Annotated in this window: 26 protein-coding genes, 5 tRNA genes and 1 riboswitch; of the genes, 9 read left to right on the forward strand and 22 right to left on the reverse strand. The window is 70.8% G+C overall.

All coding sequences use genetic code 11. The features are described from left to right. Positions 1–37: 37 nt before the first annotated feature. Positions 38–583, reverse strand: a complete 546-nt coding sequence (locus tag ACPCK6_RS05040) for an SMI1/KNR4 family protein (protein ID WP_423480456.1) — start codon at positions 581–583, stop codon at positions 38–40. 115 nt (positions 584–698) lie between these two features. Between ACPCK6_RS05040 and ACPCK6_RS05045 the strand changes: the two genes are divergently transcribed. Next, positions 699–1436 (forward strand): hypothetical protein, encoded by a 738-nt coding sequence (locus ACPCK6_RS05045; protein WP_423480457.1) that lies wholly within the window; start codon positions 699–701, stop codon positions 1434–1436. A 293-nt stretch (positions 1437–1729) separates the two neighbouring features. On the opposite strand, the gene ACPCK6_RS05050 is transcribed toward ACPCK6_RS05045, so the two are convergent. Beyond that, a tRNA-Gly gene (locus ACPCK6_RS05050) sits at positions 1730–1803 on the reverse strand. A 267-nt stretch (positions 1804–2070) separates the two neighbouring features. On the opposite strand from ACPCK6_RS05050, the gene ACPCK6_RS05055 reads away from it, so the two are divergent. Continuing rightward, the gene (locus ACPCK6_RS05055; RefSeq protein WP_396881739.1) at positions 2071–3063 is read left to right on the forward strand and encodes a zinc metalloprotease; all 993 of its coding nucleotides are present in this window, start codon (positions 2071–2073) and stop codon (positions 3061–3063) included. Positions 3064–3131: 68 nt separating this feature from the next. On the opposite strand, the gene ACPCK6_RS05060 is transcribed toward ACPCK6_RS05055, so the two are convergent. Next, positions 3132–3677: a pyridoxamine 5'-phosphate oxidase family protein gene (locus ACPCK6_RS05060; RefSeq protein WP_423480458.1), complete on the reverse strand. Its 546-nt coding sequence runs from the start codon at positions 3675–3677 to the stop codon at positions 3132–3134. Positions 3678–3755: 78 nt separating this feature from the next. Here ACPCK6_RS05060 and dcd point away from each other — a divergent pair, with 78 nt between their 5' ends. Further along, positions 3756–4334 (forward strand): dCTP deaminase, encoded by a 579-nt coding sequence (gene dcd, locus ACPCK6_RS05065; RefSeq protein ID WP_043327610.1) that lies wholly within the window; start codon positions 3756–3758, stop codon positions 4332–4334. Between the two features lie 64 nt (positions 4335–4398). On the opposite strand, the gene ACPCK6_RS05070 is transcribed toward dcd, so the two are convergent. After that, on the reverse strand, positions 4399–5430 hold the full coding sequence (locus tag ACPCK6_RS05070) for a C40 family peptidase (RefSeq protein WP_396881740.1): 1032 nt from the start codon (positions 5428–5430) through the stop codon (positions 4399–4401). Between the two features lie 13 nt (positions 5431–5443). Beyond that, a riboswitch (cyclic di-AMP (ydaO/yuaA leader) is annotated at positions 5444–5578 on the reverse strand. Between the two features lie 238 nt (positions 5579–5816). On the opposite strand from ACPCK6_RS05070, the gene ACPCK6_RS05075 reads away from it, so the two are divergent. After that, positions 5817–6440, forward strand: coding sequence for a lysozyme family protein (locus tag ACPCK6_RS05075; protein ID WP_423480459.1), 624 nt, complete (start codon positions 5817–5819; stop codon positions 6438–6440). A gap of 90 nt (positions 6441–6530) precedes the next feature. On the opposite strand, the gene ACPCK6_RS05080 is transcribed toward ACPCK6_RS05075, so the two are convergent. The 14 genes from ACPCK6_RS05080 to ACPCK6_RS05145 all read right to left on the reverse strand — a co-directional run bounded on the left by ACPCK6_RS05080 (position 6531) and on the right by ACPCK6_RS05145 (position 15415). Next, entirely contained in the window at positions 6531–7220 is a 690-nt protein-coding gene (locus ACPCK6_RS05080) for a hypothetical protein (RefSeq protein WP_423480460.1), read from the reverse strand. Beyond that, complete coding sequence (locus tag ACPCK6_RS05085) at positions 7217–8104, reverse strand: ATP-binding cassette domain-containing protein (protein WP_396883400.1); 888 nt, start codon at positions 8102–8104, stop codon at positions 7217–7219. Before ACPCK6_RS05085 ends, ACPCK6_RS05080 begins: the two co-directional genes overlap by 4 nt. Before the next feature lie 82 nt (positions 8105–8186). Then, positions 8187–8903, reverse strand: coding sequence for a 50S ribosomal protein L1 (rplA, locus tag ACPCK6_RS05090; protein WP_135242081.1), 717 nt, complete (start codon positions 8901–8903; stop codon positions 8187–8189). Between the two features lie 88 nt (positions 8904–8991). Then, positions 8992–9423, reverse strand: coding sequence for a 50S ribosomal protein L11 (gene rplK, locus ACPCK6_RS05095; protein WP_013288647.1), 432 nt, complete (start codon positions 9421–9423; stop codon positions 8992–8994). A gap of 187 nt (positions 9424–9610) precedes the next feature. Further along, a complete protein-coding gene (gene nusG, locus ACPCK6_RS05100; RefSeq protein ID WP_030501618.1) occupies positions 9611–10333 on the reverse strand; it encodes a transcription termination/antitermination protein NusG in 723 nt (240 codons plus the stop codon). 35 nt (positions 10334–10368) lie between these two features. Next, the gene (gene secE, locus ACPCK6_RS05105; RefSeq protein WP_269697666.1) at positions 10369–10761 is read right to left on the reverse strand and encodes a preprotein translocase subunit SecE; all 393 of its coding nucleotides are present in this window, start codon (positions 10759–10761) and stop codon (positions 10369–10371) included. A 213-nt stretch (positions 10762–10974) separates the two neighbouring features. After that, positions 10975–11047 (reverse strand) — tRNA-Trp (locus ACPCK6_RS05110). A gap of 127 nt (positions 11048–11174) precedes the next feature. Then, positions 11175–11567 (reverse strand): MaoC family dehydratase, encoded by a 393-nt coding sequence (locus tag ACPCK6_RS05115; RefSeq protein WP_396883401.1) that lies wholly within the window; start codon positions 11565–11567, stop codon positions 11175–11177. Positions 11568–11571: 4 nt separating this feature from the next. Then, a complete protein-coding gene (locus ACPCK6_RS05120; protein WP_135242083.1) occupies positions 11572–12018 on the reverse strand; it encodes an FAS1-like dehydratase domain-containing protein in 447 nt (148 codons plus the stop codon). A 119-nt stretch (positions 12019–12137) separates the two neighbouring features. After that, positions 12138–12305 carry a 50S ribosomal protein L33 gene (gene rpmG, locus ACPCK6_RS05125; RefSeq protein ID WP_013288652.1) on the reverse strand — a complete coding sequence of 56 codons (168 nt, stop codon included), beginning with the start codon at positions 12303–12305 and terminating at the stop codon, positions 12138–12140. 132 nt (positions 12306–12437) lie between these two features. Then, a tRNA-Met gene (locus ACPCK6_RS05130) sits at positions 12438–12510 on the reverse strand. Positions 12511–12535: 25 nt separating this feature from the next. Next, positions 12536–12608: transfer RNA gene (locus tag ACPCK6_RS05135), tRNA-Thr, on the reverse strand. A 96-nt stretch (positions 12609–12704) separates the two neighbouring features. Continuing rightward, positions 12705–15227 (reverse strand): putative bifunctional diguanylate cyclase/phosphodiesterase, encoded by a 2523-nt coding sequence (locus ACPCK6_RS05140; RefSeq protein WP_396883402.1) that lies wholly within the window; start codon positions 15225–15227, stop codon positions 12705–12707. A 50-nt stretch (positions 15228–15277) separates the two neighbouring features. Continuing rightward, positions 15278–15415 (reverse strand): hypothetical protein, encoded by a 138-nt coding sequence (locus tag ACPCK6_RS05145; protein WP_175438858.1) that lies wholly within the window; start codon positions 15413–15415, stop codon positions 15278–15280. A 492-nt stretch (positions 15416–15907) separates the two neighbouring features. On the opposite strand from ACPCK6_RS05145, the gene ACPCK6_RS05150 reads away from it, so the two are divergent. Further along, positions 15908–16387, forward strand: coding sequence for a hypothetical protein (locus ACPCK6_RS05150; RefSeq protein WP_423480461.1), 480 nt, complete (start codon positions 15908–15910; stop codon positions 16385–16387). Positions 16388–16406: 19 nt separating this feature from the next. Here ACPCK6_RS05150 and ACPCK6_RS05155 read toward each other — a convergent pair whose 3' ends face one another. Beyond that, a complete protein-coding gene (locus tag ACPCK6_RS05155; protein ID WP_423480462.1) occupies positions 16407–17756 on the reverse strand; it encodes a pentapeptide repeat-containing protein in 1350 nt (449 codons plus the stop codon). 368 nt (positions 17757–18124) lie between these two features. Further along, positions 18125–18208, reverse strand: a tRNA-Tyr gene (locus ACPCK6_RS05160). 147 nt (positions 18209–18355) lie between these two features. Between ACPCK6_RS05160 and ACPCK6_RS05165 the strand changes: the two genes are divergently transcribed. From ACPCK6_RS05165 to ACPCK6_RS05180, 4 genes are all read left to right on the forward strand, one after another. Further along, the gene (locus tag ACPCK6_RS05165; protein ID WP_128137601.1) at positions 18356–18850 is read left to right on the forward strand and encodes a YajQ family cyclic di-GMP-binding protein; all 495 of its coding nucleotides are present in this window, start codon (positions 18356–18358) and stop codon (positions 18848–18850) included. 231 nt (positions 18851–19081) lie between these two features. Continuing rightward, positions 19082–19525: a YunG family protein gene (locus ACPCK6_RS05170; protein ID WP_423480463.1), complete on the forward strand. Its 444-nt coding sequence runs from the start codon at positions 19082–19084 to the stop codon at positions 19523–19525. A 451-nt stretch (positions 19526–19976) separates the two neighbouring features. Continuing rightward, positions 19977–20483: a SigE family RNA polymerase sigma factor gene (locus ACPCK6_RS05175; RefSeq protein WP_423480464.1), complete on the forward strand. Its 507-nt coding sequence runs from the start codon at positions 19977–19979 to the stop codon at positions 20481–20483. Continuing rightward, positions 20464–20979, forward strand: a complete 516-nt coding sequence (locus tag ACPCK6_RS05180; RefSeq protein WP_423480465.1) for a hypothetical protein — start codon at positions 20464–20466, stop codon at positions 20977–20979. Before ACPCK6_RS05175 ends, ACPCK6_RS05180 begins: the two co-directional genes overlap by 20 nt. A 4-nt stretch (positions 20980–20983) precedes the next feature. On the opposite strand, the gene ACPCK6_RS05185 is transcribed toward ACPCK6_RS05180, so the two are convergent. Next, positions 20984–22243: an MFS transporter gene (locus ACPCK6_RS05185; protein WP_396881087.1), complete on the reverse strand. Its 1260-nt coding sequence runs from the start codon at positions 22241–22243 to the stop codon at positions 20984–20986. A gap of 137 nt (positions 22244–22380) precedes the next feature. Continuing rightward, a complete protein-coding gene (gene htpX / locus ACPCK6_RS05190) occupies positions 22381–23259 on the reverse strand; it encodes a zinc metalloprotease HtpX (protein WP_194801442.1) in 879 nt (292 codons plus the stop codon). Positions 23260–23396: the final 137 nt, after the last annotated feature.

A 23396-nucleotide genomic window follows, 5' to 3' on the forward strand; every position in this document is an offset into this window, starting at 1 on the left:
TCAACGACCCGCAACTCATCGCCGCCACCGAGCCGATCTACTCGTGCCGGACGAGCCTGAAGGGCAACCCGTCGATCTCCGTGACGTACCCGATCACCGGCACCGGGTTCCTCAGTTCCGCGATCTCGACAAGCAATGCGGTGGCAGTGCCGGCGTAGGGCTGGGGCGGGTCGATCAGGGCGGTATCGCAGACCACCGTCGGCCACTGCTCGGGAGGACCGTCGTCCAGGTGCCAGCAGAGCAGATAGTCGAGGTTCACGGCTCCCCAGACCCGGAGGTCTCCCGGTGAGGTGCCGAAGTGGTACGGGAACCCTCCTGTCCACTCCGCCCTCTCGTTCATCGCGTGATGCCAGTTCCGCGCGTACCGGAGGAATTCCGGTACGCCCCAGTCGGAAGGATGAAGCACTTCCAGGAAGCCGATGTTGCCGTGTGGAAAGCGCTCGACGAAGCGTCGGTAGTCCTCGGGAAAGGGATGGCCTGCCGCCTCGGTGAGAGCCGGCCAGTCGATCTCCGTCTCCGTCGACCCGTCCCAGTCGAACAGGTCGGCGAGTCGATCCACGGTCGGCGAAGCATTCGGTGTCATTCGGCTTCCTCCGGCAGATGATCGTTGGTCGGGTGCACGTCCCACCTCGCCTTCACCGTAAGATCATTCTCTTCGGCAGGCGTACGCCTCCGGAGTCCTCGAAGGCGGATTCGCCATGATCCCCGATCGGACTGAGGTAAGCGACCTCCTGGAGAAGGCGCTGGCGGGTGTGGCCGCCACGTTCCAGGGCATGACGGCGCACCGGCAGGAGTCCAACTGCGAGTGCCACTGGGGCAGCGCGGAGGAACTGGCACTGCTGAAGACGCCGGACGTGCCGCTCGACGAGGACCTGCTCCGTCGCACGTACTGGACCACGGACTGGCGCTATCCCGGCCCGCTGCTGCGCCGGATCCTGCCCCAACTGACCCGGAGCCTCGTGGCGGGCCGCGTGATGCCGATGGCCGGGATGGACAGCCTCGGGTACTTCTTCACCACCGCCCGCTGGCAGGAGTGGCCCGTCGGGCAACGGAGCGCTCTGCGGGAGTTCCTGGACGCCTGGTGGCTGCACATCCTGGTCGAGCCCGACGCGAAGGTGCCCGCCCATGAGGCGCTGGCGTTCGTCGCCGAGACCACCACCACGCTCAGCCCGTGGTTGGCCGTCTGGACGGAGTCGCTGGTCGACGCGGTGGCTCGACGGCGGCTGGCCACCGCCGTGGAGGAGTGGATGGACGACCTGCTGGGCGACAGGCTCCCCTGGTCGACTTGGCAGAAGGAGGACACGTGGGACGCCGCGCTGTCGCTATGGGTGATACGGCACGCGCCTGCCGTACTGCGGGAGCACAACGCGTCGAGCGACGTGTCCGATCACATCGGCCTGCTCAGCCTGCCCTACGCCGATCGGTGGGACAGATAGCCATCGTGATGACGCGCCCGACGCTCATGGCACCAAGCGGTGGGAGCCCCGGCGACGGCTACGTCCATGGCGCGGACCGCATCTGGATCGGCTGGTAGGCCAAGGCCCGGTCGACAACCTCGGCAGCCGCCCAACTCATCGTCGTCCGCGTAGTCGACACTCATGATCCGCTCGACGAGGGCGACGGCCTCGTCCCAGGTCAGCTTTGCTGCCAGTTCGCTCACCTCGGAGCGGAGGCTACGGAACGTCGAAGGCCCTGGCTAGGACTCACGTCCTGACCAGGGCCTCTCGCGTGGAGCGGGTGACGGGAATCGAACCCGCACTGTCAGCTTGGGAAGCTGATGTTCTGCCATTGAACTACACCCGCAGCGGCACCACTCTACCTGAAGGGCACCACCCCCGTGCAGTCAGGTGCGCGCGCCACCTCGGCGAGGTGGCGGCATCGGCGGGCGGTTGACCCCGCCACCTCCCCGAACTGGAGTGGATCAAGCACTCACCGGAGCCGGTCGGCACGAAGTTGCACGTCGGAAACGTATGGGCGTTCTCAAATGCGTCGATGCGATGTAACGTCTGCCCCACGTTTCCGAACCGGCGTGACACACCCCCTGCCACGCCGTCAGAAAGAGGTGGGCCCATGGGACTCCGTCCCAACCTGCTGACCCGGCGTACCGCCGGTGTCGCGACGTCGACCCTCGCGCTGCTGCTCAGCACCGCCGCCGTCGGCGTCGTCCCCGCTGCTTCGGCCTTCTCGGCCGCCCCGGCCGGCGTCTGCGCCGAGCCGGCTGACGCCCACGCCGACGAGCACGCGAACGCTCGCGTCGCGAAGGGCGGCAACGCCAAGCTCGACCCCAACCACCTGACCGCCAAGCAGGTCAAGGACCGGGAGGCCGACCTCGCCGCCGCGCAGCGCGAGCGGGCCAACTTCCGGACCGGCGCCGTCGCCCCGCTGGCCACCGTGACGATCCCGGTCGTCGTGCACGTCATCCAGGAGAACAGCACCCGGGCCGGCGGCAACATCACCGACTCGATGATCAACCAGCAGATCACCGTGCTGAACCAGGCGTACGCGGGCTCGACCGGCGGCGCCGCCACCGCGTTCGGGTTCCAGCTCACGAAGATCAACCGGGTGACGAACCCGTCGTGGTACCCGATCGTGCAGGGCTCCTCCGCCGAGCGCTCGATGAAGACCTCGCTGCGCGAGGGCGGCAAGAACACGCTGAACATCTACCTGGGCGAGCTGAGCGACAGCCTGCTGGGCTGGGCGACGTTCCCGAAGCGGACGCTGGACAAGATGGACGGCGTGGTCGTGCTGAACGAGTCGCTGCCCGGCGGCACCGCGACCAACTACAACCAGGGTGACACCGGCACCCACGAGGTCGGCCACTGGCTGAACCTCTACCACACCTTCCAGGGCGGCTGCTCCGGCTCGGGCGACAGCGTCTCCGACACCCCGGCCGAGGCGTCCCCGGCGTACCAGTGCCCGACCGGCCGCGACACCTGCTCGACCGCCGGCAAGGACCCGATCACCAACTTCATGGACTACACGTACGACTCCTGCATGTACCAGTTCACCGCCGGCCAGGCGAGCCGCATGCTCACCGCGTGGAACGCCTACCGCGCAGCCTGACCGTCGTACCGCGTACCGATGCCGGCCCTGTCCTCGGACGGGGCCGGCACCGTTCGTCGTGGGCCAAGTCAGGCGGCCGGGCGTCGGGTGTCGAAGCCGTGCCGGCCGCGCCGGCCCTCGGCGGCGAGCGGGTCGCGCCGGGCCGGCGCGTCGCCGCGGGGGTCGAGCCAGACCCGCACCTGCGGCGGGGCGGCGCCGGGCTGGGCCACCGGGTCGCGCCGGGTCAGCATCGCCACCTCGACGGTGAACTCGAACAGCCGCCAGTCGCCCTGCGGCGACGCGCGGGCGATCCGGGCCAGCCGCGTCACGGTGGCCGGGTCGGTCACCGGCCGTGCGCGCCCCGCGATGTACGCCTCGTCGTCGCTCTCCTCCGGCGGGAACGAGTGCAGCGCGTAGCGGCCGTCGCGTTCGAGGTCGCGTCGCTTCGGCGAGTCGATGACGAAGCACCAGAGGCCGTCGGCGGTGATCACCGGGGAGACCGGGTGGACGCGGGGGCCGCCGTCGGCGCGGACCGTGGCGAGGTAGCCGAAGCCCGGCCCGTACTGCTGCATAAGGAGGCGGATCTCGCCGGCGAGGCGGGGCTCGTCGGCGGCGAATTCGGACCAGGAAGCCATGTGGACACTCTATCGAACACGTGTACGAAGATGTAGTGCGACACGCAGGTCACCCGTACCGGTCGCTATGGTGTTCCGATGCTGCTCTCCGACCGCGACCTGATCTCCGAGATCAAGGCCGGCACGCTCGCGCTGGAGCCCTTCGAGCCCACGCTGGTGCAGCCGTCGAGCATCGACGTACGCCTGGACCGGCTGTTCCGGGTCTTCAACAACCACCTCTACACGCACATCGATCCGTCGGTCCAGCAGGACGACCTGACCTCGATGGTGGAGGTGCCGGAGGGGCAGCCGTTCGTGCTGCACCCGGGCGAGTTCGTGCTCGCCTCCACGCTCGAGGTGATCTCGCTGGGTGACCAGCTCGCCGGCCGGCTGGAGGGCAAGTCGAGCCTGGGGCGGCTGGGGCTGCTGACCCACTCGACAGCCGGTTTCATCGACCCGGGCTTCTCCGGTCACGTCACGCTGGAGCTGTCGAACGTGGCGAACCTGCCGATCACGCTCTGGCCGGGCATGAAGATCGGGCAGCTCTGCATCTTCCGGCTCTCCTCGCCGGCCGAGCACCCGTACGGCTCGGCCGTCTACGGCTCGCGTTACCAGGGGCAGCGCGGTCCGACGCCGAGCCGGTCCTGGCAGAGCTGGCGCACCTGGCCGACGCGCTGACCGCGCCCGCAGTTGTTAATAGGGGCCCCCTCCTCTACCGGAGGCGTTAAGAGGGGGCCCTTCCTTACACCCGGCCGTAGCTGTTGATGTCGCCGTCGTCGACCCGCTTCATGGTGATCGGCTTGCCGGACTGGGAGGCGTGCACCACCCAGCCGTCACCCACGTACATCGCCACGTGGTGCAGGTCGCCGTAGTAGAAGACGAGGTCACCGGCGCGCAACTCGGCCCGGCTGATCCGCTTCGTCACGCCGTGCTGCTGGCGTGCGCTGTGCGGCAGCGAGACGCCGCCCTTCGCCCAGGCGGCCATGGTGAGGCCCGAGCAGTCGAAGTGGTCCGGTCCGGCCGCGCCCCAGACGTAGATCTTGCCGATCTGGGCGCAGGCGAACTTGACCGCCGCTCCGGCCGGGCCACCGGGGTAGCCGGACGGACAGGGCGCCGGGCGCAGCGGGCCGCCGCCACCCTTGCCGTACACAGTGAGCCGCAGCTTCTCCAGCTTGGCGATCTCGGCGTCGATCTGCTTCTTCTTCGCCGCGAGCTGGGCCTCGGTACGCGCCAGCCCGGCGACCATCTCGTCCAGCGGCTTCTTCTTCGCCGCCAGCTCGTCGCGCAGCGCGGCGACGGAGCGCACCTGCTCGTGCTGGCGGTGCGCGAAGCGGTCGAGCAGCTCCAGGCCGTTGACCAGGTCACCGGGCGAGCGGCTGCCCAGCAGCGCGTTGACTGTGGAGAGGTTGTCGCCCTTGTAGGCGTCGGCGGCGAGCCCGCCGACCTGGCCGAGGGCGGCGTCCACCCGGGCCTGGAGGGGTGCGATCTGGCGGCCGAGCGCGTCGGCCTGCTTGCGCCGCGCGGCGAGCTGCTCACGTACGGCGTTGACCTGTTCGATGACCGGTTCGAGCTTGTTCCAGTCGCGGTCGATCTGGGCCTCGATCTCGGCGACCGAGGGTTCGGCGTGTGCCGCCGTGGCGCCGCCGGTCAGGACGACTGCGGTGCCGACCAGGGCGGCGAGGGCTGTGGTGAAGCGGGACCAGCGGGTACGCGGCACAGCCGTGGACCGGTCGACCGACCGGCTCGACGACGGCCGCGGGGCATGGAGTGCCACCGGGCGTCCGTACTCCTTCTTCCGTACCGCCTACCGGGTTAGCTGACGGATTCGGGCGGGAAGGGAGCCGCCCTACCGCATCGCTGCGGATTCACCCCAGGTACCTGGTTCCCCGGCTCGCCCGGAGGCGACTCGGCGGTGTCGGACCGTCACCGACCGGGTTGGACGGTGAGACGTGCGGCCGACGATTCACCAGAGTAGGGACCACCGTTATCGATCCGCAACTTCCAGCGCCGTGACACTCCGTACGCGATGCGGGGCCGCACCGAGGATAGAGGTGAAATTTTCTTTCAAGGCTGATTACCCACTGGAAAGCTATTGACCCTCGCGGGTGTGCGGAGTGAGGGTGGAGACGCAGTGACCCCCATCCCTGTCCAGGAGGTTCGATGCACCTCTCCGCCCCGCCGTCGGGCAGACGGATACTGCTCGCCGCCGCAGTGGCGACAGCCACCGCGCTGGCGACGACCGGCCCGGTGACCGCCGCGCCGGACACGTCCGCGCCCGCGAGCGACAGGCAACAACAGTACGCCGCCGCCGCGGCCGAGTACGGCGTGCCGCAGAACGTACTGCTCGGCGTCTCCTATCTGGAGTCCCGCTGGGACACCCACACCGGACAGCCGAGCACCAGCGGTGGCTACGGCCCGATGCACCTGACCGACGCCGCGCACATCCTCGCCATGCCGGGCAGCGCCCACGTCGACGAGGACGAGGACCCGCGCGGCGACGACTCCCGCCCGCTGAAGCTCGACCCGGCCACCGCCGCCGCACCGGAGCGGGAGACCCCGCTGCCGCCCGCCTCGCTCCAGACGCTCGACGCCGCCGCCGCGCTCACCGGGCTCGACGCGGGCACGCTGCGCACCGACCCGGCCGCGAACATCCGCGGTGGCGCGGCGCTGCTGGCGTCGTACCAGAAGGCGCTGGGTGGGCCGTGCGTGACACCGAGTTTCGCTTACCGCCCTGCGCGGGTCGCCCGTCGTCGCGGGACCTTCGACCGTGCCGGAGCACGGTGACCAGCGGTCTTTGGGTGGAACTACCGCACCAGGTTACGCGACGTACGCCGCAGCACCAAATCGTGCCGAGTGCTCCCGGTCACCCGTCGCTCAGGCCCGGGTACGCCGCGCCCAGGCGTAGCCGGTCAGCGCCACCGCCGCCCAGAGCGCCGCCCAGCAGGTCAGCAGCAGACCCTCGCCGGCCGCGACCGGCCCGGTGAGCGCCCGCGCGGTCGCCATCACCGGCGGGGCCAGCCACGGCACGACCGAGCCGGACAGCCCGAGCACCACGACCCCGACCGCGCCGGTGACCAGCACCGCGACCCCGTAGCCGGCGCTGCGCGTCACCGCCCGGCTGGCGAGCGCGCCGAGCGCCACCGCCGCCGGCAGCGCGAGCAGGTGTGCCCAGAGCCCCAGGGCCACCCCGGCGAGCACCGGCCGCTCCCCCGGCCCGACGGCAGCGGTGACCCCGCCCAGCGGCCACGGCAGCGCCAGCGCCAGCAGCACCACGGCGAGCCCCGCCACCAGCGCCGCGATCAGCCCGGCCGCCCGTTCCCGGGCCGGGCCGGCCACCACCCGGGCCATCCGGCGCTGCACGTCGGGTTCCACGTCCAGCAGGATCTTGGTCTGCCAGGCCAGCACCGGGAACAGCACCACGGCGGAGACGCCGTAGGCCTCCGCCGGTCGGGCCCGGCCACCGCCGTAGAGGACGCCGAGGACGAGCAGGCCGGCCAGGACCGGCGCGAGCGCCCGTCCGGTACGCAGGAAGCCGGCCAACCGCAGCCGGACCAGCGCGATCACCGGGTCACCTCGGACGCCGGCCCGGGCCGGGCGGAGCCCTCGGCCTCGGCACCGGCCTGGTCCGGGGAACCAGCGGCGGACGCGCCGCCCGGCCCGCCGGTGCCCGACGGGCCGGCGGAGGCCGGCACCGGGTGCGTGGCCGGGGGCGGGACGGCGTGTTCGCGTACCCGAAGGATCTGGTGGCCGTCGGCGCGCAGGCGGGCGACGGCGGCGGCCAGCCCGGCGGCCGGCACCGCGAGCTCGACCACGGCGACGGCCGCGCCGCCCGACGACGCCTCCTCGGTCACCGTGCCGCCGGTGACCGACAGGTGCCGAGCGCCCGGGAGCCGGACCGTCTCGCCCCGGTGGTCGCTGACCAGCACCGTGCCGCCGCCGGCCAGCACCTCACCGATGATCTCGGGGACCGCCTCGCGGGCGGTGGCGTCCAGCCCCTCCCAGGGCTCGTCGAGCACCAGCAGGCCGGGCGGGCGCAGCAGCGCCTGAGCCAGGCCGACCTTCTGCGCGGTGCCCTTGGACAGCCGCGGCAGGCGTACGTCGTGGAAGGGAGTCAGGCCCAGCCGCTCCACCCAGTGGCGCACCGCCCGGTCGGCGACGGGGCCGGGCAGGCCGGCGACGCGGCCCATCGCGGACAGGTAGGCCCCGACGGTGAACGGCTGGTCGGCGGGGAAGCGTTCCGGCACCCAGCCGACGACCGGCGGCCGGTCGGTGACCCGGCCCCGGCCCGGGCGCAGCACCCCGGCGGCGAGCTGGAGCAACGTGGACTTGCCGGCGCCGTTGCGGCCCAGCACCACCGCCGCCTCACCCGGGCCGACCGCGACGTCGACCTGCCGCAGCACCCACGGGCCGTGCCGGTGGTAGCGGAGCCAGACGCCGTCGAGCCGCATGCGCCCGAGCGTGCCACACCGGACAGACGGACGGGGCCCCGCCACAGCGTGGTGGCGGGGCCCCGTCCGGGAGTACGCGTGCTCAGCCCTCGGCCGAGCCCTCCTGGAAGTTCTTCACGACCTTCGGGTCGACCGGGACGCCCGGGCCCATCGTGGTGGTGAGGGTGACCTTCTTGAGGTACGTGCCCTTGGCCGCGGACGGCTTGGCCCGCAGCACCTCGTCCAGCACCGCGGCGTAGTTGTCCACCAGCTGGTTCTCCGAGAAGGAGGCCTTGCCGATGATCAGGTGCAGGTTGGAGTGCTTGTCCACCCGGAAGGTGATCTTGCCGCCCTTGATGTCCGAGACGGCCTTGGTGACGTCCATGGTCACGGTGCCGGTCTTCGGGTTCGGCATCAGACCGCGCGGGCCCAGGATCCGCGCGATCCGGCCGATCTTGGCCATCTGGTCGGGCGTGGCGATCGCCGCGTCGAAGTCCAGCCAACCGCCCTGGATGCGGGCGACCAGCTCGTCGGTGCCCACCTCGTCCGCACCCGCGGCGACGGCCTCCTCGGCCTTCGCGCCGGCGGCGAAGACGATCACGCGGGCGGTCTTACCGGTGCCGTGCGGCAGGTTGACCGTGCCGCGGACCATCTGGTCCGCCTTGCGGGGGTCGACGCCGAGGCGCATCGCGACCTCGACCGTGGCGTCGAACTTGGTGTTGGTGGTGTCCTTGGCCAGCTTGACGGCCTCGACGGGGGTGTAGAGCTTCGACCGGTCGATGACCTCGGCGGCCTTGCGGTAGCTCTTGCTGCGCTGCATTTCTGGTGACTCCTGTGGTCTCTGGCGGGCGCGCGGCGTGCGCGGCCCTCCCACGAACAGAAAGATCGGGTGGAGCGGTGGAGCGAGATCAGTCGGCGACGGTCAGGCCCATCGACCGGGCGGTGCCGGCGATGATCTTCTCGGCCTGGTCGATGTCGTTGGCGTTGAGGTCGGCCATCTTCTTCTCGGCGATCTCACGCAGCTGGGCGCGGGTGACCGAGCCGACCTTCTCCTTGTGCGGGACGCCCGAGCCCTTCTGCACGCCGGCGGCCTTGATCAGCAGCCGGGCGGCGGGCGGGGTCTTCAGCACGAAGGTGAACGTGCGGTCCTCGTAGACGCTGATCTCGGCGGGGACGATGTCGCCCCGCTGGGACTCGGTCTGCGCGTTGTAGGACTTGCAGAACTCCATGATGTTCACGCCGTGCTGGCCGAGCGCGGGGCCGACCGGCGGCGCCGGGGTGGCCTGGCCCGCCGGGAGCTGAAGCGTGAACGTCTTGACGAGCTTCTTCTTCGGAGGCATGTCTCTTCCTGGGGCTTGGAACTGGGATTCTCGCCGGTCCGCGGGCGCGCACGGTCAGCACGGTGCGGACAGCCGACGTTCTAGGGTAGCGCAGCCGTCGGCCACCCTCCGCGCCGAGGTCGGCGGGCGGCGAAACGGCGCACCGGCGGCCACCCCGAAAGGGGCGGGCCGCCGGTGCCGACGTACGTCAGATCTTGGCGACCTGGTTGAAGTTCAGCTCGACCGGCGTCTCCCGGCCGAAGATCGACACCAGCACCTTGAGCTTCTGCTGGTCGGCGTTGATCTCGCTGATCGTCGCCGGCAGCGACGCGAACGCGCCGTCGGTGACGGTGACCGAGTCGCCGACCTCGAAGTCGAGGACCTTGACCTCGGGCTTGGCCTTCTTCTGCTCGGTCTCGACCGCCGGGGCCAGCCACTTGAGAACCTCGTCGAGGCTCAGCGGCGCCGGCCGGTCGGCCCGGTCGGTGGCGCCGACGAAGCCGGTGACCCCCGGGGTGTTCCGGACGCAGGAGTAGGACTCGGCGGTCAGCTCCATCCGGACCAGGATGTAGCCCGGGAAGACCTTCGCCTGGACCTGCGACCGCTTGCCGTTCTTGACCTCGACCTCTTCCCGGGTCGGCACCTCGACCTGGTAGATGAAGTCCTCCATGTCGAGGGAGGTGATCCGGGTCTCGAGGTTGGTCTTGACCTTGTTCTCGTAGCCGGCGTACGAGTGCACCACGTACCAGTCGCCGGGCGCGTAGCGCAGCTTCTGGCGCAGCTCGGCGACCGGGTCGAAGTCCTCGTCCGGGGCCGGCTCGGTGGTCGGGAACTCCGGCTCGCTGGCGGCCTCGACCGACTCGTTGTTGGCCGCCGTCGCCACCGTGGACTGGTCGTCCGGGGTTCCGGCGGTCTCGTCGTACTCAGGCACGCTCGCTCACTTCCGTCAGTATCGCTGTCCGCTGGTCAGCTGGGCTCGCCGAAGACCCACAGCACCGCCTTGGCGAAGCCGTAGTCCAGGCCGGCCACGATCGCCAGCATCACCGCGACGAAGGTGACCACCACGGCCGTGTAGGTCAGCAGCTCCTTGCGGGTCGGCCAGATGACCTTACGCAGCTCTGCCACGACCTCGCGGAAGAACCGCGCGATGCGGGCGAACAGCCCGATCCGCTCGGTGTCCTTGCGGGTCTTCCGGCCCTCGGCCGGCTCGGCCTGCGCCCGCTTGCGGGTCGCCGTGCCGCCCCGGGAGACCGGCTCGTCCGCGTCGGTGGCGTCGTCGTCGGCCACGTCGTCGACGGTCGCGTCGTCGTTCAGACGCTCGTCGCCGTCGTCCTCGCCGCGGCGCTTGCTCTCGGCCACTTCGCCCTCCGTGCGGGTATGGGGTCGCACGCCGGGCGGCGTGCGCGGCGTGTTGGTCACGCCGGCCGGACCAACCGTCCCGCGACGGGCCGCGGCCGGCGGACCGGCCGGGAGGGCCCGAACGCCTCGGAACCACCCCACCGATGCCACCACCACGGGCCGGACGCCACCGGTGAGGGTGGCGCGACCCACGGAACGGTCAGGCCTGAGGCGCAGGGGTGACAGGACTTGAACCTGCAGCCTGCGGTTTTGGAGACCGCTGCTCTGCCAATTGAGCTACACCCCTGTGCGGCAACTCACCTCCACCCGGACACGCTGTGCCGAGCGGGGGTCACTTGCCCCACGGCGGACCAGTGTACGGGTAGTCGTGCGACTTTCCCAACCGGTCTGCCCCTCGCGCGTCGGACGAACCCTCAGCGCGTCGTGCGGATCAGAGCCCGAGCCTGCGACAGCACCTTCTCGCCCTGGCAGGTGGCGGTGATGTCGAGCCTGGTCAGACCCGCATCGGTGACCTCCTTGACCACCGCGGACACCTCGATCTCGGTGCCCTCGTCGGTGTCCGGGACGACCACCGGGCGGGTGAACCGGACACCGAAGTCGACCACCGCGTCCGGTGCGCCGGCCCAACCGGCCACCGCCCGGCCGACCAGCGCCATGGTGAACATGCCGTGGGCGATGACGCCCGGCAGGCCCACGCCGGTGGCGGTGCGGTCGCTCCAGTGGATCGGGTTGAAGTCGCCCGAGGCGCCCGCGTAGCGGACCAGGTCCGCGCGGGTCACCCGGAACGTCTGGGTGGGCAGCTCCATGTCCTCAGCCCTCTCCGCGTACGACGATCTTGGACCACACGGCGACCACCGGCTCACCGTCCACGGTGCTCACGTCCGTGCGGGTGGTCAGGAAGCCGTGCCCGCCCCGGGTGGTGACCTCCTCGATGGTGTTCACGCACACCAGTTCGTCCCCGGCCACCACCGGCCGGGTGTACGCGAACCGCTGGTCGCCGTGCACCACACGGCTGTAGTCGACGCCGAGCGCCGGATCCTCGACGATCTGCCGGTTCGCCGCCATCGTGACGACCACGGGGAACGTCGGGGGCGCCACCACGTCGCGGTGGCCCAGCGCCCGGGCCGCCTCGGGGTCGTGGTGGGCCGGTTCGGTGGCACCGACGGCGGTGGCGAACTCGCGGATCTTTTCTCGGCCCACCTGATAGGGGGCGGTCGGCGGGTACGTCCGGCCGACGAAGGACGGGTCCAGGGACATGCCGCCGAACCTACACGGAAAACACGAACGCCGATCCGCCCGGTCGGGCGGCCCGGAGGCCACCCGTCAGGTGGATCGGCGTTCGAGAAGCTGCTGCGAACCGGCTGCGCCGGCAGCGGTCAGCGGGTCTCGCGGTGGACGGTGTGCTTGCCGTCCCGGGGGCAGAACTTCTTCAGCTCGATGCGGTCCGGGTCGTTACGACGGTTCTTGCGCGTGATGTAGTTGCGCTCCTTGCACTCCACACACGCCAAAGTGATCTTCGGCCGGACATCGGTCGCCTTCGCCACGGCGGAGTGCCTTCCTCGCTCACGGATAACAACTACGGCGTGTCAGCGTACGCGCTGACGACGCGGACATGCAAAGTGGGCGCCTGTGGCGCCCATCCCACCGGCCACCGGGCTGGGCCCGGAGGACGAGAGTAGCGGTGGCCGGACTTGAACCGGCGACACAGCGATTATGAGCCGCTTGCTCTGCCATCTGAGCTACACCGCCGTGGCGGGTCCAGCCGGACCCTCTGAGCCCCCTTACGGAATCGAACCGTAGACCTTCTCCTTACCATGGAGACGCTCTGCCGACTGAGCTAAGGGGGCCTGCCCGATCACCCCGGGGGGTGTCGCGCAGGGGAAACAGTACACGACCGCGTCGCGCAGGTGAAATCGGATCCCCCGGGTGCGTGTCCGCCCTGGTCAGGGCACCACTCGCAGGCGCGGCAGCTCCCCCGCGACCACCGTCTCCGGGTCGACCTGGGCGCCGAACCAGGCCTCCAGCCGCTCGTACGGCAGAGGGCGGCTGAACAGGAAACCCTGGCCGATCTCGCAGCCGATGTCCTGGAGCAGCTCCAGCGTCAGCTCGCTCTCCACGCCCTCGGCCACCACCGCCAGGCCGAACTGCTGGGACAGCGTCACCACCGCGTTGACGATCGCCAGGTCGCCCGGATCGGTCGCCATGCCCTGCACGAACGACCGGTCCACCTTCACCTCGTGCACCGGCAGCCGACGCAGTTGCGCCAGCGACGAGTTACCGGTGCCGAAGTCGTCGACCGAGAGCCGGACACCGAGGTCACGAAGGCTGCGCAGGGTCGGTATGGGACGTTCGGTGCCGTCCAGGACACCCGCCTCGGTGACCTCCAGCGTCAGCCGCTGCGGCGGTACGCCGTACTCGGCCAGCAGGTCGCGTACCAGCGCCGGGAAGTGCTGGTCGGTGAGCGTACGCGCGGCGAGGTTGACCGCGACGGACAGCGGCTGTTCGCCGTGGCTCCAGTCGCGGCTGCGCCGCAGGCTCTCCCGGAGCACGAACTCGGTGAGCCGGCCGAGCTGGCCGGTGTGCTCGGCCACCGCCACGAAGTCGTCGGGGGCGACAGTGCCGTGCGCCGGGTGCTCCCACCGGGCCAGGCACTCCACACCCACCAGGCGGCGGTCCCGCAGCGTGACCTTGGGTTGGAAGTAGACCTCCAGCTCGCCCTCGTCCAGCGCCCGTTGCAGGTCGCCGGCGAGGCCGAGCCGGCGCAGCGACCGGGACTCCAGCGCCGGACTGTAGAGCTGCACGCTGCCCGGCACCGACTTGGCCGCGGTGGCCGCCAGGTCGACGCGTTGCAGCAACGCCACCGCGTCGCTGCCGTGGTCCGGGTGGACGGCCACCCCGACGACAGTGTCGACGTCCAGGGTCAGCGAGTCGAAGACCATCTCGTCGCGGATCTGCTCCCGCAGCTGGGCCGCCAGCTCCAGGGCCGCCTCGGTGCTCTCCAGCCGGAGCGTCACCAGGAACTCGTCCCCGCCGGCCCGGCCGACGAGCGCCGAGGAGGGCGCGCACGCCCGCAGCCGCTCGGCCACCTCCATGAGCACCTTGTCACCGGCGGCGTGGCCCAGCGACTCGTTGACCTGGCGGAGCCGGTCGACGTCGAAGAGCAGCAGCGCCACCACCTCACCCGGCGCGCGGATCTTGACCGCCTCCGCCACCGACGAGGTGAGGCGCCGCCGGTTGGGCAGCCCGGTGAGCGCGTCGTGGTCGGCGTCGTGCCGCAGCCGGTCGACCAGGCGGGAGTTCTCCAGCGCCACCGCGGCGTGCGCGGCGACCGTCTCGAACACGGGGATGTCACCGGGGGCGAAGTGGCCGATGTCGCTGAGCCGGTTGGTCACCTCCAGCGTGCCGATCACGGCCTGGCCGGAGCGCAGCGGCACGACGATGGCGTCCTTGACCCGCTCCTCCCCCGCGGCCTGCCGCAACGCCGGATCTCCGCCGAGCCAGCGGCCGATCGAGAGGGTACGACCCTTCTTGTGCACCTGCTGGCGCAGGCTCGCCGGAGTGGGCGCCAGGTCCAGCAGGCCCGGCGTGTCCACCCGGGCGGTGAGCAGCACCTCGGGATGCCGCCCCTGGGCGGGCAGCCAGAGCGTCGCGTACTCGGCCTGCATCAGCGCGCGCACCCGGTCGAGCAGGATGTCGGCGAGCGACCGCTCGGTGCCGGAGGCGAGGAGACGGGTCAGCTCGTACATCCCGGCCAGCGTCCGGTGCTGCCGGAAGAACTGGGAGTAGGAGCGGTAGACCAGGACCAGGCCGCTGAAGAGGGCGGCGAGCAGCAGCGCCGACCACCACGTCGTCTTCAGGGCGATCAGGACGAGCAGGCCGATCGCCACGTTGATGCCGGCGGTGAGCAGAGCCGTCGGCATGCTGCGCAGCGCGTCCCGCCCGGCCTGCCAGCCCTGGAGCAGCACGTGCACGCCGACCACGCTCACGAGGCTGACCAGCGTGACCACACAGACGGCGAGGAACAGCGAGCCCCAGGTGCCCGGCCCGACGTTCTTCAGCGGCGGCAGTGCCAGGAGTACGAGGCTCGCCAGCGAGGTGGCGGCGGCGGCCTTGGCGACGTTGAACCAGAGCTTCGCCGCACCGAAGCGATGCGAGGCGCTCCAGATCAGCACCGAGAGCGTGTAGATCAGGACGACACTCAACGGGGGCAGGAAGTAGAGCGCCACGATCAGTGGCACCTCGGTGAGCGTCACGCCCACCGACTGGCGCCGGACGTAGACGTTCAGCACCGCGAAGCTGATCCCCGCCATGACGACGAAGAACACGAAGGCGAGCGGCCACTTGCCGAACGGGTGGTCCGCCACCAGGGCGATGCACGTGCTGAAGACCACCGCCAGCAGCGCCAGAGGGGCGGTGACGAGCCAGGCACGTTCCGTTGACCTACGAGGTCGGCCCTGGCTTGCCATGCCCCTCCTACCCGAGACGTCGTCCGCCGGCTAGCGGACGACTCGATGATTCAGCGCGGGGTGTCCATCGTCCAGACGATGTCGGCGAGTTGCACCGCACCGGTACCGGGAAGGATGCCGAAGGCACCTGCGACGGCGGCGAGCACGAGGAGCGAGCCAAGCAGCCGGCCCAGCGTTCGACCAGACATGATTGCTCCTGTCGGGAGATTGCCACAGGGATGGTGAAGGTTTCCCGATCGTGCCACAAGCCCGAGGGGCAGAAAAGCGGAGAGGACCCGCCCAGCCCGAGTAGCTGTCAGGTTCCGCCGTTCGGCCCGGCCACCCACGACACGCAGCCAGGTCATGGGGGTGAAGGGACATCCGCCGCTTCGTCCACTGCGGATTCCCACCTTCACCCACGAAGGGGATCAAGTCACGCGAAACCCCACCCCACCAACCCCGGGCCACCCGGCCGGCTCCGCCTGGCCGATCCGTCCGGTGGACCGCCACCGGACCCGCGGGCATTGACCACCATACCTGCCCCTGTCATGAACGCCAGAGGATGATTCCCTCATTCACGCCCGAACAGCTCAGGGTGCACCAGACGGCCGCCAGGGCCCCGGGGCCGGGTTGTCGCCGGACGGCAGGCGGTGGCCGATATCGGGATGACCGGTCCGGCTCCGGCGGCGGACCATGTGCCGGTGCCCGTCGACGACCCGCTCACTCGCCTCCAGGACGCCACCGCCCTCTGGAGCATCCGCCAGGGCACGGCAGCCGAGGTAATCGAGGCTGCCTGCGACTGCCTCGTGGCAGGCGTCGACAGCCCGTCGCTGCGAATCCTGGCCGGCGTCTCACCCGCGGCCGGCAGTCAGGAACTGATCCAGTGGCTCGAACCGACCCTCGACGAACTCGGCCTGACCTACTTCCCCGAAGGCGGTCAGGAGGGTGAGGACGCTGCCGTACGCGTCATGGCGACCAGGCTTCTCGCCGACGCTCTCTCCGCGCGCGAGCTGGCACGGTGGGCCCACTCGGTGATCGGACACGACGGCACGCCGCTCGCGGAAGAGCTGGTGATGCTCGACGACGTCTACGACACGCTGGAGTACGGCGAGGAGACCGAAGCGGACATCGATGCACGCGTTCTCGCCGAAGCGCGGCATTTGACCGCGGGCCACCACTGATCGCCCACGTCCAGGGGCGTCACTTCTCCGGCAGGGTCAGACCGTCCGGCGGATCCTCCATGAGCCCATCGTCGAATCTCGGCGGAACCTGGAATCTGGCCGTACGGAAGGAGACTCTCCCACCACAGAACGTCACGTAGTTGAAGAACACCTCCCCACCGCTGAATGTGGTTCTCTCAAAAGAAACCACCCCACCACTGAACCGCGCCCCGCTGAAGATGACGGACCCGTCACTGGACGCCGGCTGCACGAAGGTCACCTGCTCGCCCTTCGGCCACGTCACATGGACAGCCTTCCCGCCACTGGCCGTCACCCTGTCGAAGAACACCTTCCCAGCACTGAACGTCGCCCGGTCGAAGAGCACCTCCCCGCCACTGAAGCTCGTGAGGCCGAAGAACACCTCCCCACCGATGAACGACGCACCGAAGAAGGAGACCTGCCCGCCGCTGAACGAGGCGCCGCTGAAGGAGACTCTTCCGCCGCTGAACGACGCGCCGACGAAGGAGACCTTTCCGCCGCTGAACGACGCGCCGCCGAAGGACACGTCCCCACCGACGAACGTCGCACCGTCGAAGTAGACGCCCCCGCCACTGAAATTCGCCCCCGACAAGTCCCCGCCGTCGAAGACGGCACCAGTGAAGTCGACGTCGTAGCCGCACCAGGAGGCCGCGTCGTCCTCGGCAAGGCTCAAGTGCCGCCCAACGAGGCGGACAACGGTATGACGAACCTCCCGCTCCTCACGGGCGGCTCGGACATCGTCCGCATCCCTTACGGGCGCCTGATCCTCATCCTGCCCGGCCGTCTCACCCGGAGCGTCCGGGGGCGGGGTGTAGGGCATGCGGATATAGGCGCAGAGGACATCGATGCACGTCTGCCGCCCCTCCCGCCAGTCGTCAGCAAGGCCTGCCATGGCGTAGACACCTGCCAGGCGTACGGCTCCCTTCTCCGAACCGAGCTGCTCAGATGCCTTGGCGAAGCGTTCGTTGAAGAGCCGGACCCCATTGCGGTCGCTCTCGACCTTTGCCCGCTCGTCGGCCGCTTCGGCGAGAGCCTTGCTGACCTCGGCGCGCAGATCAGCAGCGTGCGCCAGCTGGTGAGCGAACTCGGCCAGCGCGTTCGTGTGCTCCGCCACCCGCTGCCGCCGGTAGGCGACCACCAAGGCGGCGACACCGCCGATCCCCGCCACGACTGCGAAGACAAGTTTCAAGAGATCGAACAGCGTGGCCACAGTGACGGTTTCGTCGCGCTCGAAACCAGGCCAGGCGGCGTACCAGAACGCCGCAACGACCAGCCCTCCGACGAGCAGCAAGGCCGCCACGACCGCCAGGGCGATCGACCGGCGGATGCCCCAGAGCCGCAGCTCCGGCACCGGACTACCGGCGGGGACGGAACCAACCGTGACATGGGGCTCGGGCCGGGCCACGCGCGGCGATTCGGGCGACTCCACCCTCTCCTTCTAGCGCACGCCGTCAATGTCAACGCTCAGCACCTCGCCTGCGGCCAGTAGCCGGTCGCCGGCGTGCTTGGTGGAGTAGCTCCTGACGTACCGTCCTCGGTCCCAGGCCTGACGCCGCCGGCGCCGACAGGGGGCCGGATCGCCGCCCGAGTCCTGATCCGGCCGGCGACGCCGGTAGCTCTCAGTCGATCCCTGCACACACGATTCCGCGAGGCCAGGACTAGACGAACGACAACGGCCCCCGATCAGCATTCCTGCTGGTCAGGGGCCGCATCTGCACCTGGTGGCGGGTAGAGGATTCGAACCTCTGTAGCTTTCGCGACGGATTTACAGTCCGCTCCCATTGGCCGCTCGGGCAACCCGCCAGGGCACCCCACCGCGTCGCAACGCGGCGGCGGAAGCAAGGATAGCGGTTGCCCCCGGCACTGCCGCAACCGGGTACCGTCAGGAGGTCCCACGCTGGTCAGCGGGGGACGGACCAGGACAGACCGCCGGACAGCAGGAGCAGAAGCATGGCAGCGAACCCGTCGTTCGACATCGTGAGCAAGGTCGACCGGCAGGAGGTCGACAACGCCGTCCGCCAGTCGGAGAAGGAGCTCGCGACGCGGTTCGACTTCCGCGGCACCGGCGCGGAGATCTCCTGGTCGGGCGAGGAGGCGATCAGCCTCCAGGCGGAGACCGAGGAGCGGGTCCGGGCCGCGCTGGACGTCTTCAAGGAGAAGTTGGTCAAGCGGAACATCTCGCTGAAGTCGCTCGACGCCGGCGAGCCCCGCCAGTCGGGCAAGATCTTCAAGATCGACGCCAAGGTGGTGCAGGGCATCGACTCGGACAAGGCCAAGGCGATCAGCAAGAAGATCCGCGACGAGGGCCCGAAGGGCGTGCAGGCGCAGATCCAGGGCGACCAGCTCCGCGTCACCGGCAAGAAGAAGGACGACCTCCAGGCCGTCATCACCCTGCTCAAGGGCGAGGACTTCGGTCTGGCGCTCCAGTTCACCAACTACCGGTAAGGCTCGACCACCTGGCAGGTCAGGGCATCGGTCACGCCGTCTGGCCTCGCGGGCTTCGTCGCCACTGGTCGTCGTTCGTCACTGCTGTGTGGCGACCGACGGCCGGGCGGCGACCCCGCACCACCCGCTCAGACAACCGTGAATAAAGCCGGTGCCGGGCATCACTTGATGAGCGCCCGCTGGCGGGGATGTTCTTGACTCTCGACCCGGTCGAGGGCCGACCCTTCCCGGATGACGCCTGAAGAGCCCGCCCAGCAATCAGTCCCGCTCGTGATCGACCTGGAGATGCTGCGGCCGGTACTACGCAGCGGCTGGGGAGCGGACACCTGCGACCCACATGATGTGCGGGATTGGCACGCCGGCAACCCGGCCCGTGGTCAATGCGGAGTGACCGCCCTGATCATTCAGGATCTGCTCGGCGGAGAGCTGATCCTGGGCGAGGTCCTCGCCGGGGACGCCAAGATCGGCTACCACTACTGGAATCGACTGGCCGACGGCCGCGAGGTCGATCTGACGGCCGACCAGTTCCAGCCGCCGGAGCTCGTCGTCGGCGGTCAGGTCCAGCAACGCCCGCCGGGCCCACCTGGGCGATGCCGCCGGCAGTACGAGATCCTGCGGCACCGCGTCTTCGCAGCTCTCTACGGCGGCGAACCGACCCGGCCCGCACAACCGTGACGGCGACGTCGCGACAGACCGCGGTGCAGCCACGACCGGCGGGCCGGAACGCCACGGCCCTCTTCGGCCGTCGGGCGACTTCCTCGGGTACGGGCCGGGCATGAGGTCGGGTGGGAGCCATGACCCCCGCGATGCTCCGCCCCTACCGCCCGGTCCTCGGTCAACCGGTACGACGGACTCGCTCTTGTCGCGGTGACCTGGCTGGCCCTGCAACTCGCCCCGGCCGGGGTCGGCCGGTCGCTTCACGCTCGTGGCGGAGCTTCTGCCGCAGCGGCACCACCTGGCCGCGGCCGTCCGGGACCGAGCAGCCCGGCCCACAGACGACGGTCCGCACGACCAGCAGGGCCGGGTGAAGGCCGGATCGGGTACGACCCGGAGCGTCCTGATCCGGGTGCAACCGGCGGAGCCGCATCGGGGTGTCGTGTGGTGAGAGCGGACACGGGAGGTGGGCATGGACGGCCCCGAGGACTTCGACGCCTTCTACACGGCGACCGCGCGGCGGGTCGTGCACCACGTCTACGCCCTCTGCGGCGACCTGGCCGAGGCCCAGGACGTGACGCAGGAGGCGTACGCGCGGGCCTGGCAGCGCTGGTCGGCAGTCGGGGCGTACGAGGATCCGGAGGGCTGGGTGCGGGCGGTGGCCTGGCGCCTGACGGCCAACCGGTGGCGCGGCCTGCGCCGTTGGTTCGCCGCGCGGGCCCGGCTGGGCCGGGAGACTCCGGCGCCCGGGCCCAACCCGGACCGGGTGGCGTTGCTGGCGGCGTTACGGCGACTGCCCGACGCGCAACGGCAGGTGATCGTCCTGTACCACCTCCACGACCTGCCGGTGGCGGAGATCGCCCGGACCACAGGCATGCCGGAGGGGACTGTCAAGTCGTACCTGTCCCGGGGCCGCGCCGCGCTCGCCGTTCTACTGACCGACGACAAGGAGGAAGTCGATGTCGGCACGCATTGGTGAGGCTCTGCGGGAGTTGGAGCAGGACATGACCGGGCTGCGGCTGCGCCCGGCGGCCGAGGTGCGCGCACGGGGGCGCGCCAGGAGCCGGCGGCGGGCCGCGGTGCTGGCGGGGGTGGCCGCGGTGACCGTCACCGGCGGCGCCGCGACCATGGCGGCGCTGTCCGGACCGGCGGCGCCGATGCCGGCCGCCGGCGGCGCGGCCACACCGTCCGCCACGGCGTCGGCCGCATGTCAGGCCGACCCTCCGGTACGGCTGGACGTCGTGTTCCGGCCGGGCACCGGCTCGCCGCAGATCGGGGAGGTCGACTACCGGATCGGGCAGGCGCGCGGGGACACCGGGCTGCGTTGCGGTGGCAGGACCGTCGCGGCTCGGCCGGACGGCGACGGCCGGGTCGTCCTGTCGGTGCTGCTGGCGCACGGTGAGGATCCGGCGCCGATCCGGGCCGCGGTGGAGAAGCTGCCCGGGGTGGAGCGGGTGGTGACCGCGGGCGGGTGAGCGGTCAGGCGGCGAGCGTCTGCTCGGCGCGTACCGCTGTGGCCTCGGCCCGGGCGATCGGGCCGCCTGGTAGCGCGGCGACCGCGGCCCCGACGGCGACCGCCACCCCGGCGAAGACGAACGCCCAGGAGACGCCGCCGGCGTGGTCGATGATCAGGCCGGCGATCGAGCCGCCGGCGGCGCTCGCCGCCACCGACATGGTCACCACCCAGGTGTACGCCTCGTTCAGCATGCCGGCCGGGGTGATCCGCCCGACGAGCGTGTTCTCCAGGGTGAGCGCGGGGGCGATGGCCGCGCCGCCGAGCACCAGCGCGACGCCGAGCGCGGCCGGGCCGGGCATCACCGCGAAGACGGCGAAGCTGGCCGCGACGGTGCCGAGCAGCCAGGCGAACTGGCGTGTCATGTTGGCGGCGGGCTTGCGTACGCCGAACCAGAAACCGCCGATGGCGCTGCCGATGCCCCAGACGGCGAGCAGCACGCCGGCCAGGCTCTCCGGGTCGTCGGCGCCGGAGTTCCCAGCGAAGGCCGGGACGATGACGCCGGAGGCGCCGAACGCGATGCCGAGGCTCGCCACGCAGAGCAGCAGCGCGGGGAAGCCGCCGAGCCGCAGCGGGCCGAGGCCCCGGGCGTGGTGCTCGCGCGGGTGCGGACGCCAGCCGCGCATGACCCGGCCGAGCGCGACGGTGCCGGTGCCGACCAGGGTGACCACCGCGGCGCCGACGAGCGCGGCGGAGGCGTCGGCGAGCAGTACGAAGCCGGCCACCAGCAGCGGGCCGATCACGAACACGACCTCGAACAGGGTGGTCTCGGCGGCGAGCGCGGTGTTGCGCAGGTGCGCCCGGCCGGTGGCGGGGGCGGTGAGGTCGTTCCAGGCGCCCCGGATCGCGGCGGTGAGCGGCGGGTACGTGGCTCCGGCGACGCCCGAGGCCAGGTAGATCAGCCCGAGGTTGCCGCTGTCGGAGCGGGTGGCGACGAGCAGCCCGATCAGAGCGAGCGGGTGGGCGACCGCGGTGAGCAGCAGGACGGGAGTGGGTCCGACCCGGTCGGCGATCCGGCCGGCGACCGGGCTGAGCGCGGCGCCGGAGAGCGCGTAGATGCCGCCGGCGACGGCGGCCAGCGAGTACCGGCCGGTGACCTGCTCGACGACGAGCAGCAGCGCCAGCGGGGTCATGCCGATCCCGAGCCGGCCGATGATGCCGAGGATCAGCAGCATCGGCGCGCCGGGGATCCGCCAGACGCCCTGGTACTGGCGCAGTGCGGCCACGATCGACCTCCGTCGGAGTAATGGGTGGGAGACGTTTCGACCCTAACGGCGCGGGATCACCGGGGGAAACGCATTGTGCCCGGACACACCACCGCGCCCGCGTCGTGTGACGCGGGCGCGGCAGGCGGTACGGCGGGTCAGCGCTGGAACTGCACCGGCCCGGAGTTGCGGGCCATCTGCTCCAGGCGGGCCACCCGCTGCTCCATCGGCGGGTGGGTGGCGAACATCGCGGCGATGCCGCCGCCCCGCTTGAACGGGTTGTCGATCATGAGGTGCGCGGTGCTGGCGAGCTGGCCCTGCGGTGCCAGCGGACGCGCCTGCGTACCCATGTGGATCTTGCGGAGGGCGCTGGCCAGGGCCAGCGGGTCGCGGCTCAGCTCGGCGCCGGACTGGTCGGCCTGGAACTCCCGGCTCCGGCTGATCGCGAGCTGGATCACCGTGGCGGCGATCGGGCCGAGGATCAGCGTGAGCAGCAGCACGGCCGGGTTCGGGCCGTCCTCGTCGTCCGAGGAGCCCAGCGGGATGAACCAGGCGAGGTTCGCCAGCATGGTGATGATGCCGGCCAGGCCGGCCGCCACGCTGGAGATCAGGATGTCCCGGTTGTAGACGTGGGACAGCTCGTGGCCGATCACGCCGCGCAGCTCCCGGTAGTCCAGGATCTCCACGATGCCCTGGGTGACGCAGACCGCCGCGTTCTCCGGGTTACGACCGGTGGCGAACGCGTTGGGCTGCGCGGTCGGGCTCACGTAGAGCCGGGGCATCGGCTTCCCGGCCTGCGTGGAGAGCTCCCGCACCATCTGGTACAGCTCGGGGAACTGTGCCTCGCTGACCGGTTGCGCCTTCATCGAGCGCAGAGCGAGCTTGTCGGAGTAGAAGTAGGTGACGCCGTTCATCAGCAACGACACGACGACGGCGATGACGAGACCGCCGCTACCGCCGAACCAGTAGCCGATCGCGAGGATCAGCGAGGTCAACAGGCCGAGCAGCGCTGCGGTCTTGAGACGGTTGTGATGCACGATCTCTCCTTCGGTGCACGGGCCCTTGCGGGAGGCCCGCTGACCGGTTCAACACACCGGTACCCGTCAACCATCCGGCTCATGGCTGAAAGTTGGCTGGATGTTGCTGTGCGCAGGCTGAAGCGGTCGCCCATCCG

The sequence above is a fragment of the Micromonospora sp. AB353 genome (genome assembly GCF_049538395.1).
GTDB classification, from domain to species: Bacteria; Actinomycetota; Actinomycetes; order Mycobacteriales; family Micromonosporaceae; genus Micromonospora; species Micromonospora aurantiaca.

Coding starts and splice junctions, on each gene's coding strand:
- ACPCK6_RS05040 (WP_423480456.1), bottom strand. CDS start 583: ATGACACCGAATGCTTCGCCGACCGTGGATCGACTCGCCGACCTGTTC.
- ACPCK6_RS05045 (WP_423480457.1), top strand. CDS start 699: ATGATCCCCGATCGGACTGAGGTAAGCGACCTCCTGGAGAAGGCGCTG.
- ACPCK6_RS05055 (WP_396881739.1), top strand. CDS start 2,071: ATGGGACTCCGTCCCAACCTGCTGACCCGGCGTACCGCCGGTGTCGCG.
- ACPCK6_RS05060 (WP_423480458.1), bottom strand. CDS start 3,677: ATGGCTTCCTGGTCCGAATTCGCCGCCGACGAGCCCCGCCTCGCCGGC.
- dcd (WP_043327610.1), top strand. CDS start 3,756: ATGCTGCTCTCCGACCGCGACCTGATCTCCGAGATCAAGGCCGGCACG.
- ACPCK6_RS05075 (WP_423480459.1), top strand. CDS start 5,817: ATGCACCTCTCCGCCCCGCCGTCGGGCAGACGGATACTGCTCGCCGCC.
- ACPCK6_RS05085 (WP_396883400.1), bottom strand. CDS start 8,104: ATGCGGCTCGACGGCGTCTGGCTCCGCTACCACCGGCACGGCCCGTGG.
- rplA (WP_135242081.1), bottom strand. CDS start 8,903: ATGCAGCGCAGCAAGAGCTACCGCAAGGCCGCCGAGGTCATCGACCGG.
- rplK (WP_013288647.1), bottom strand. CDS start 9,423: ATGCCTCCGAAGAAGAAGCTCGTCAAGACGTTCACGCTTCAGCTCCCG.
- ACPCK6_RS05115 (WP_396883401.1), bottom strand. CDS start 11,567: ATGGAGCTGCCCACCCAGACGTTCCGGGTGACCCGCGCGGACCTGGTC.
- ACPCK6_RS05120 (WP_135242083.1), bottom strand. CDS start 12,018: ATGTCCCTGGACCCGTCCTTCGTCGGCCGGACGTACCCGCCGACCGCC.
- ACPCK6_RS05140 (WP_396883402.1), bottom strand. CDS start 15,227: ATGGCAAGCCAGGGCCGACCTCGTAGGTCAACGGAACGTGCCTGGCTC.
- ACPCK6_RS05145 (WP_175438858.1), bottom strand. CDS start 15,415: ATGTCTGGTCGAACGCTGGGCCGGCTGCTTGGCTCGCTCCTCGTGCTC.
- ACPCK6_RS05165 (WP_128137601.1), top strand. CDS start 18,356: ATGGCAGCGAACCCGTCGTTCGACATCGTGAGCAAGGTCGACCGGCAG.
- ACPCK6_RS05170 (WP_423480463.1), top strand. CDS start 19,082: ATGACGCCTGAAGAGCCCGCCCAGCAATCAGTCCCGCTCGTGATCGAC.
- ACPCK6_RS05175 (WP_423480464.1), top strand. CDS start 19,977: ATGGACGGCCCCGAGGACTTCGACGCCTTCTACACGGCGACCGCGCGG.
- ACPCK6_RS05180 (WP_423480465.1), top strand. CDS start 20,464: ATGTCGGCACGCATTGGTGAGGCTCTGCGGGAGTTGGAGCAGGACATG.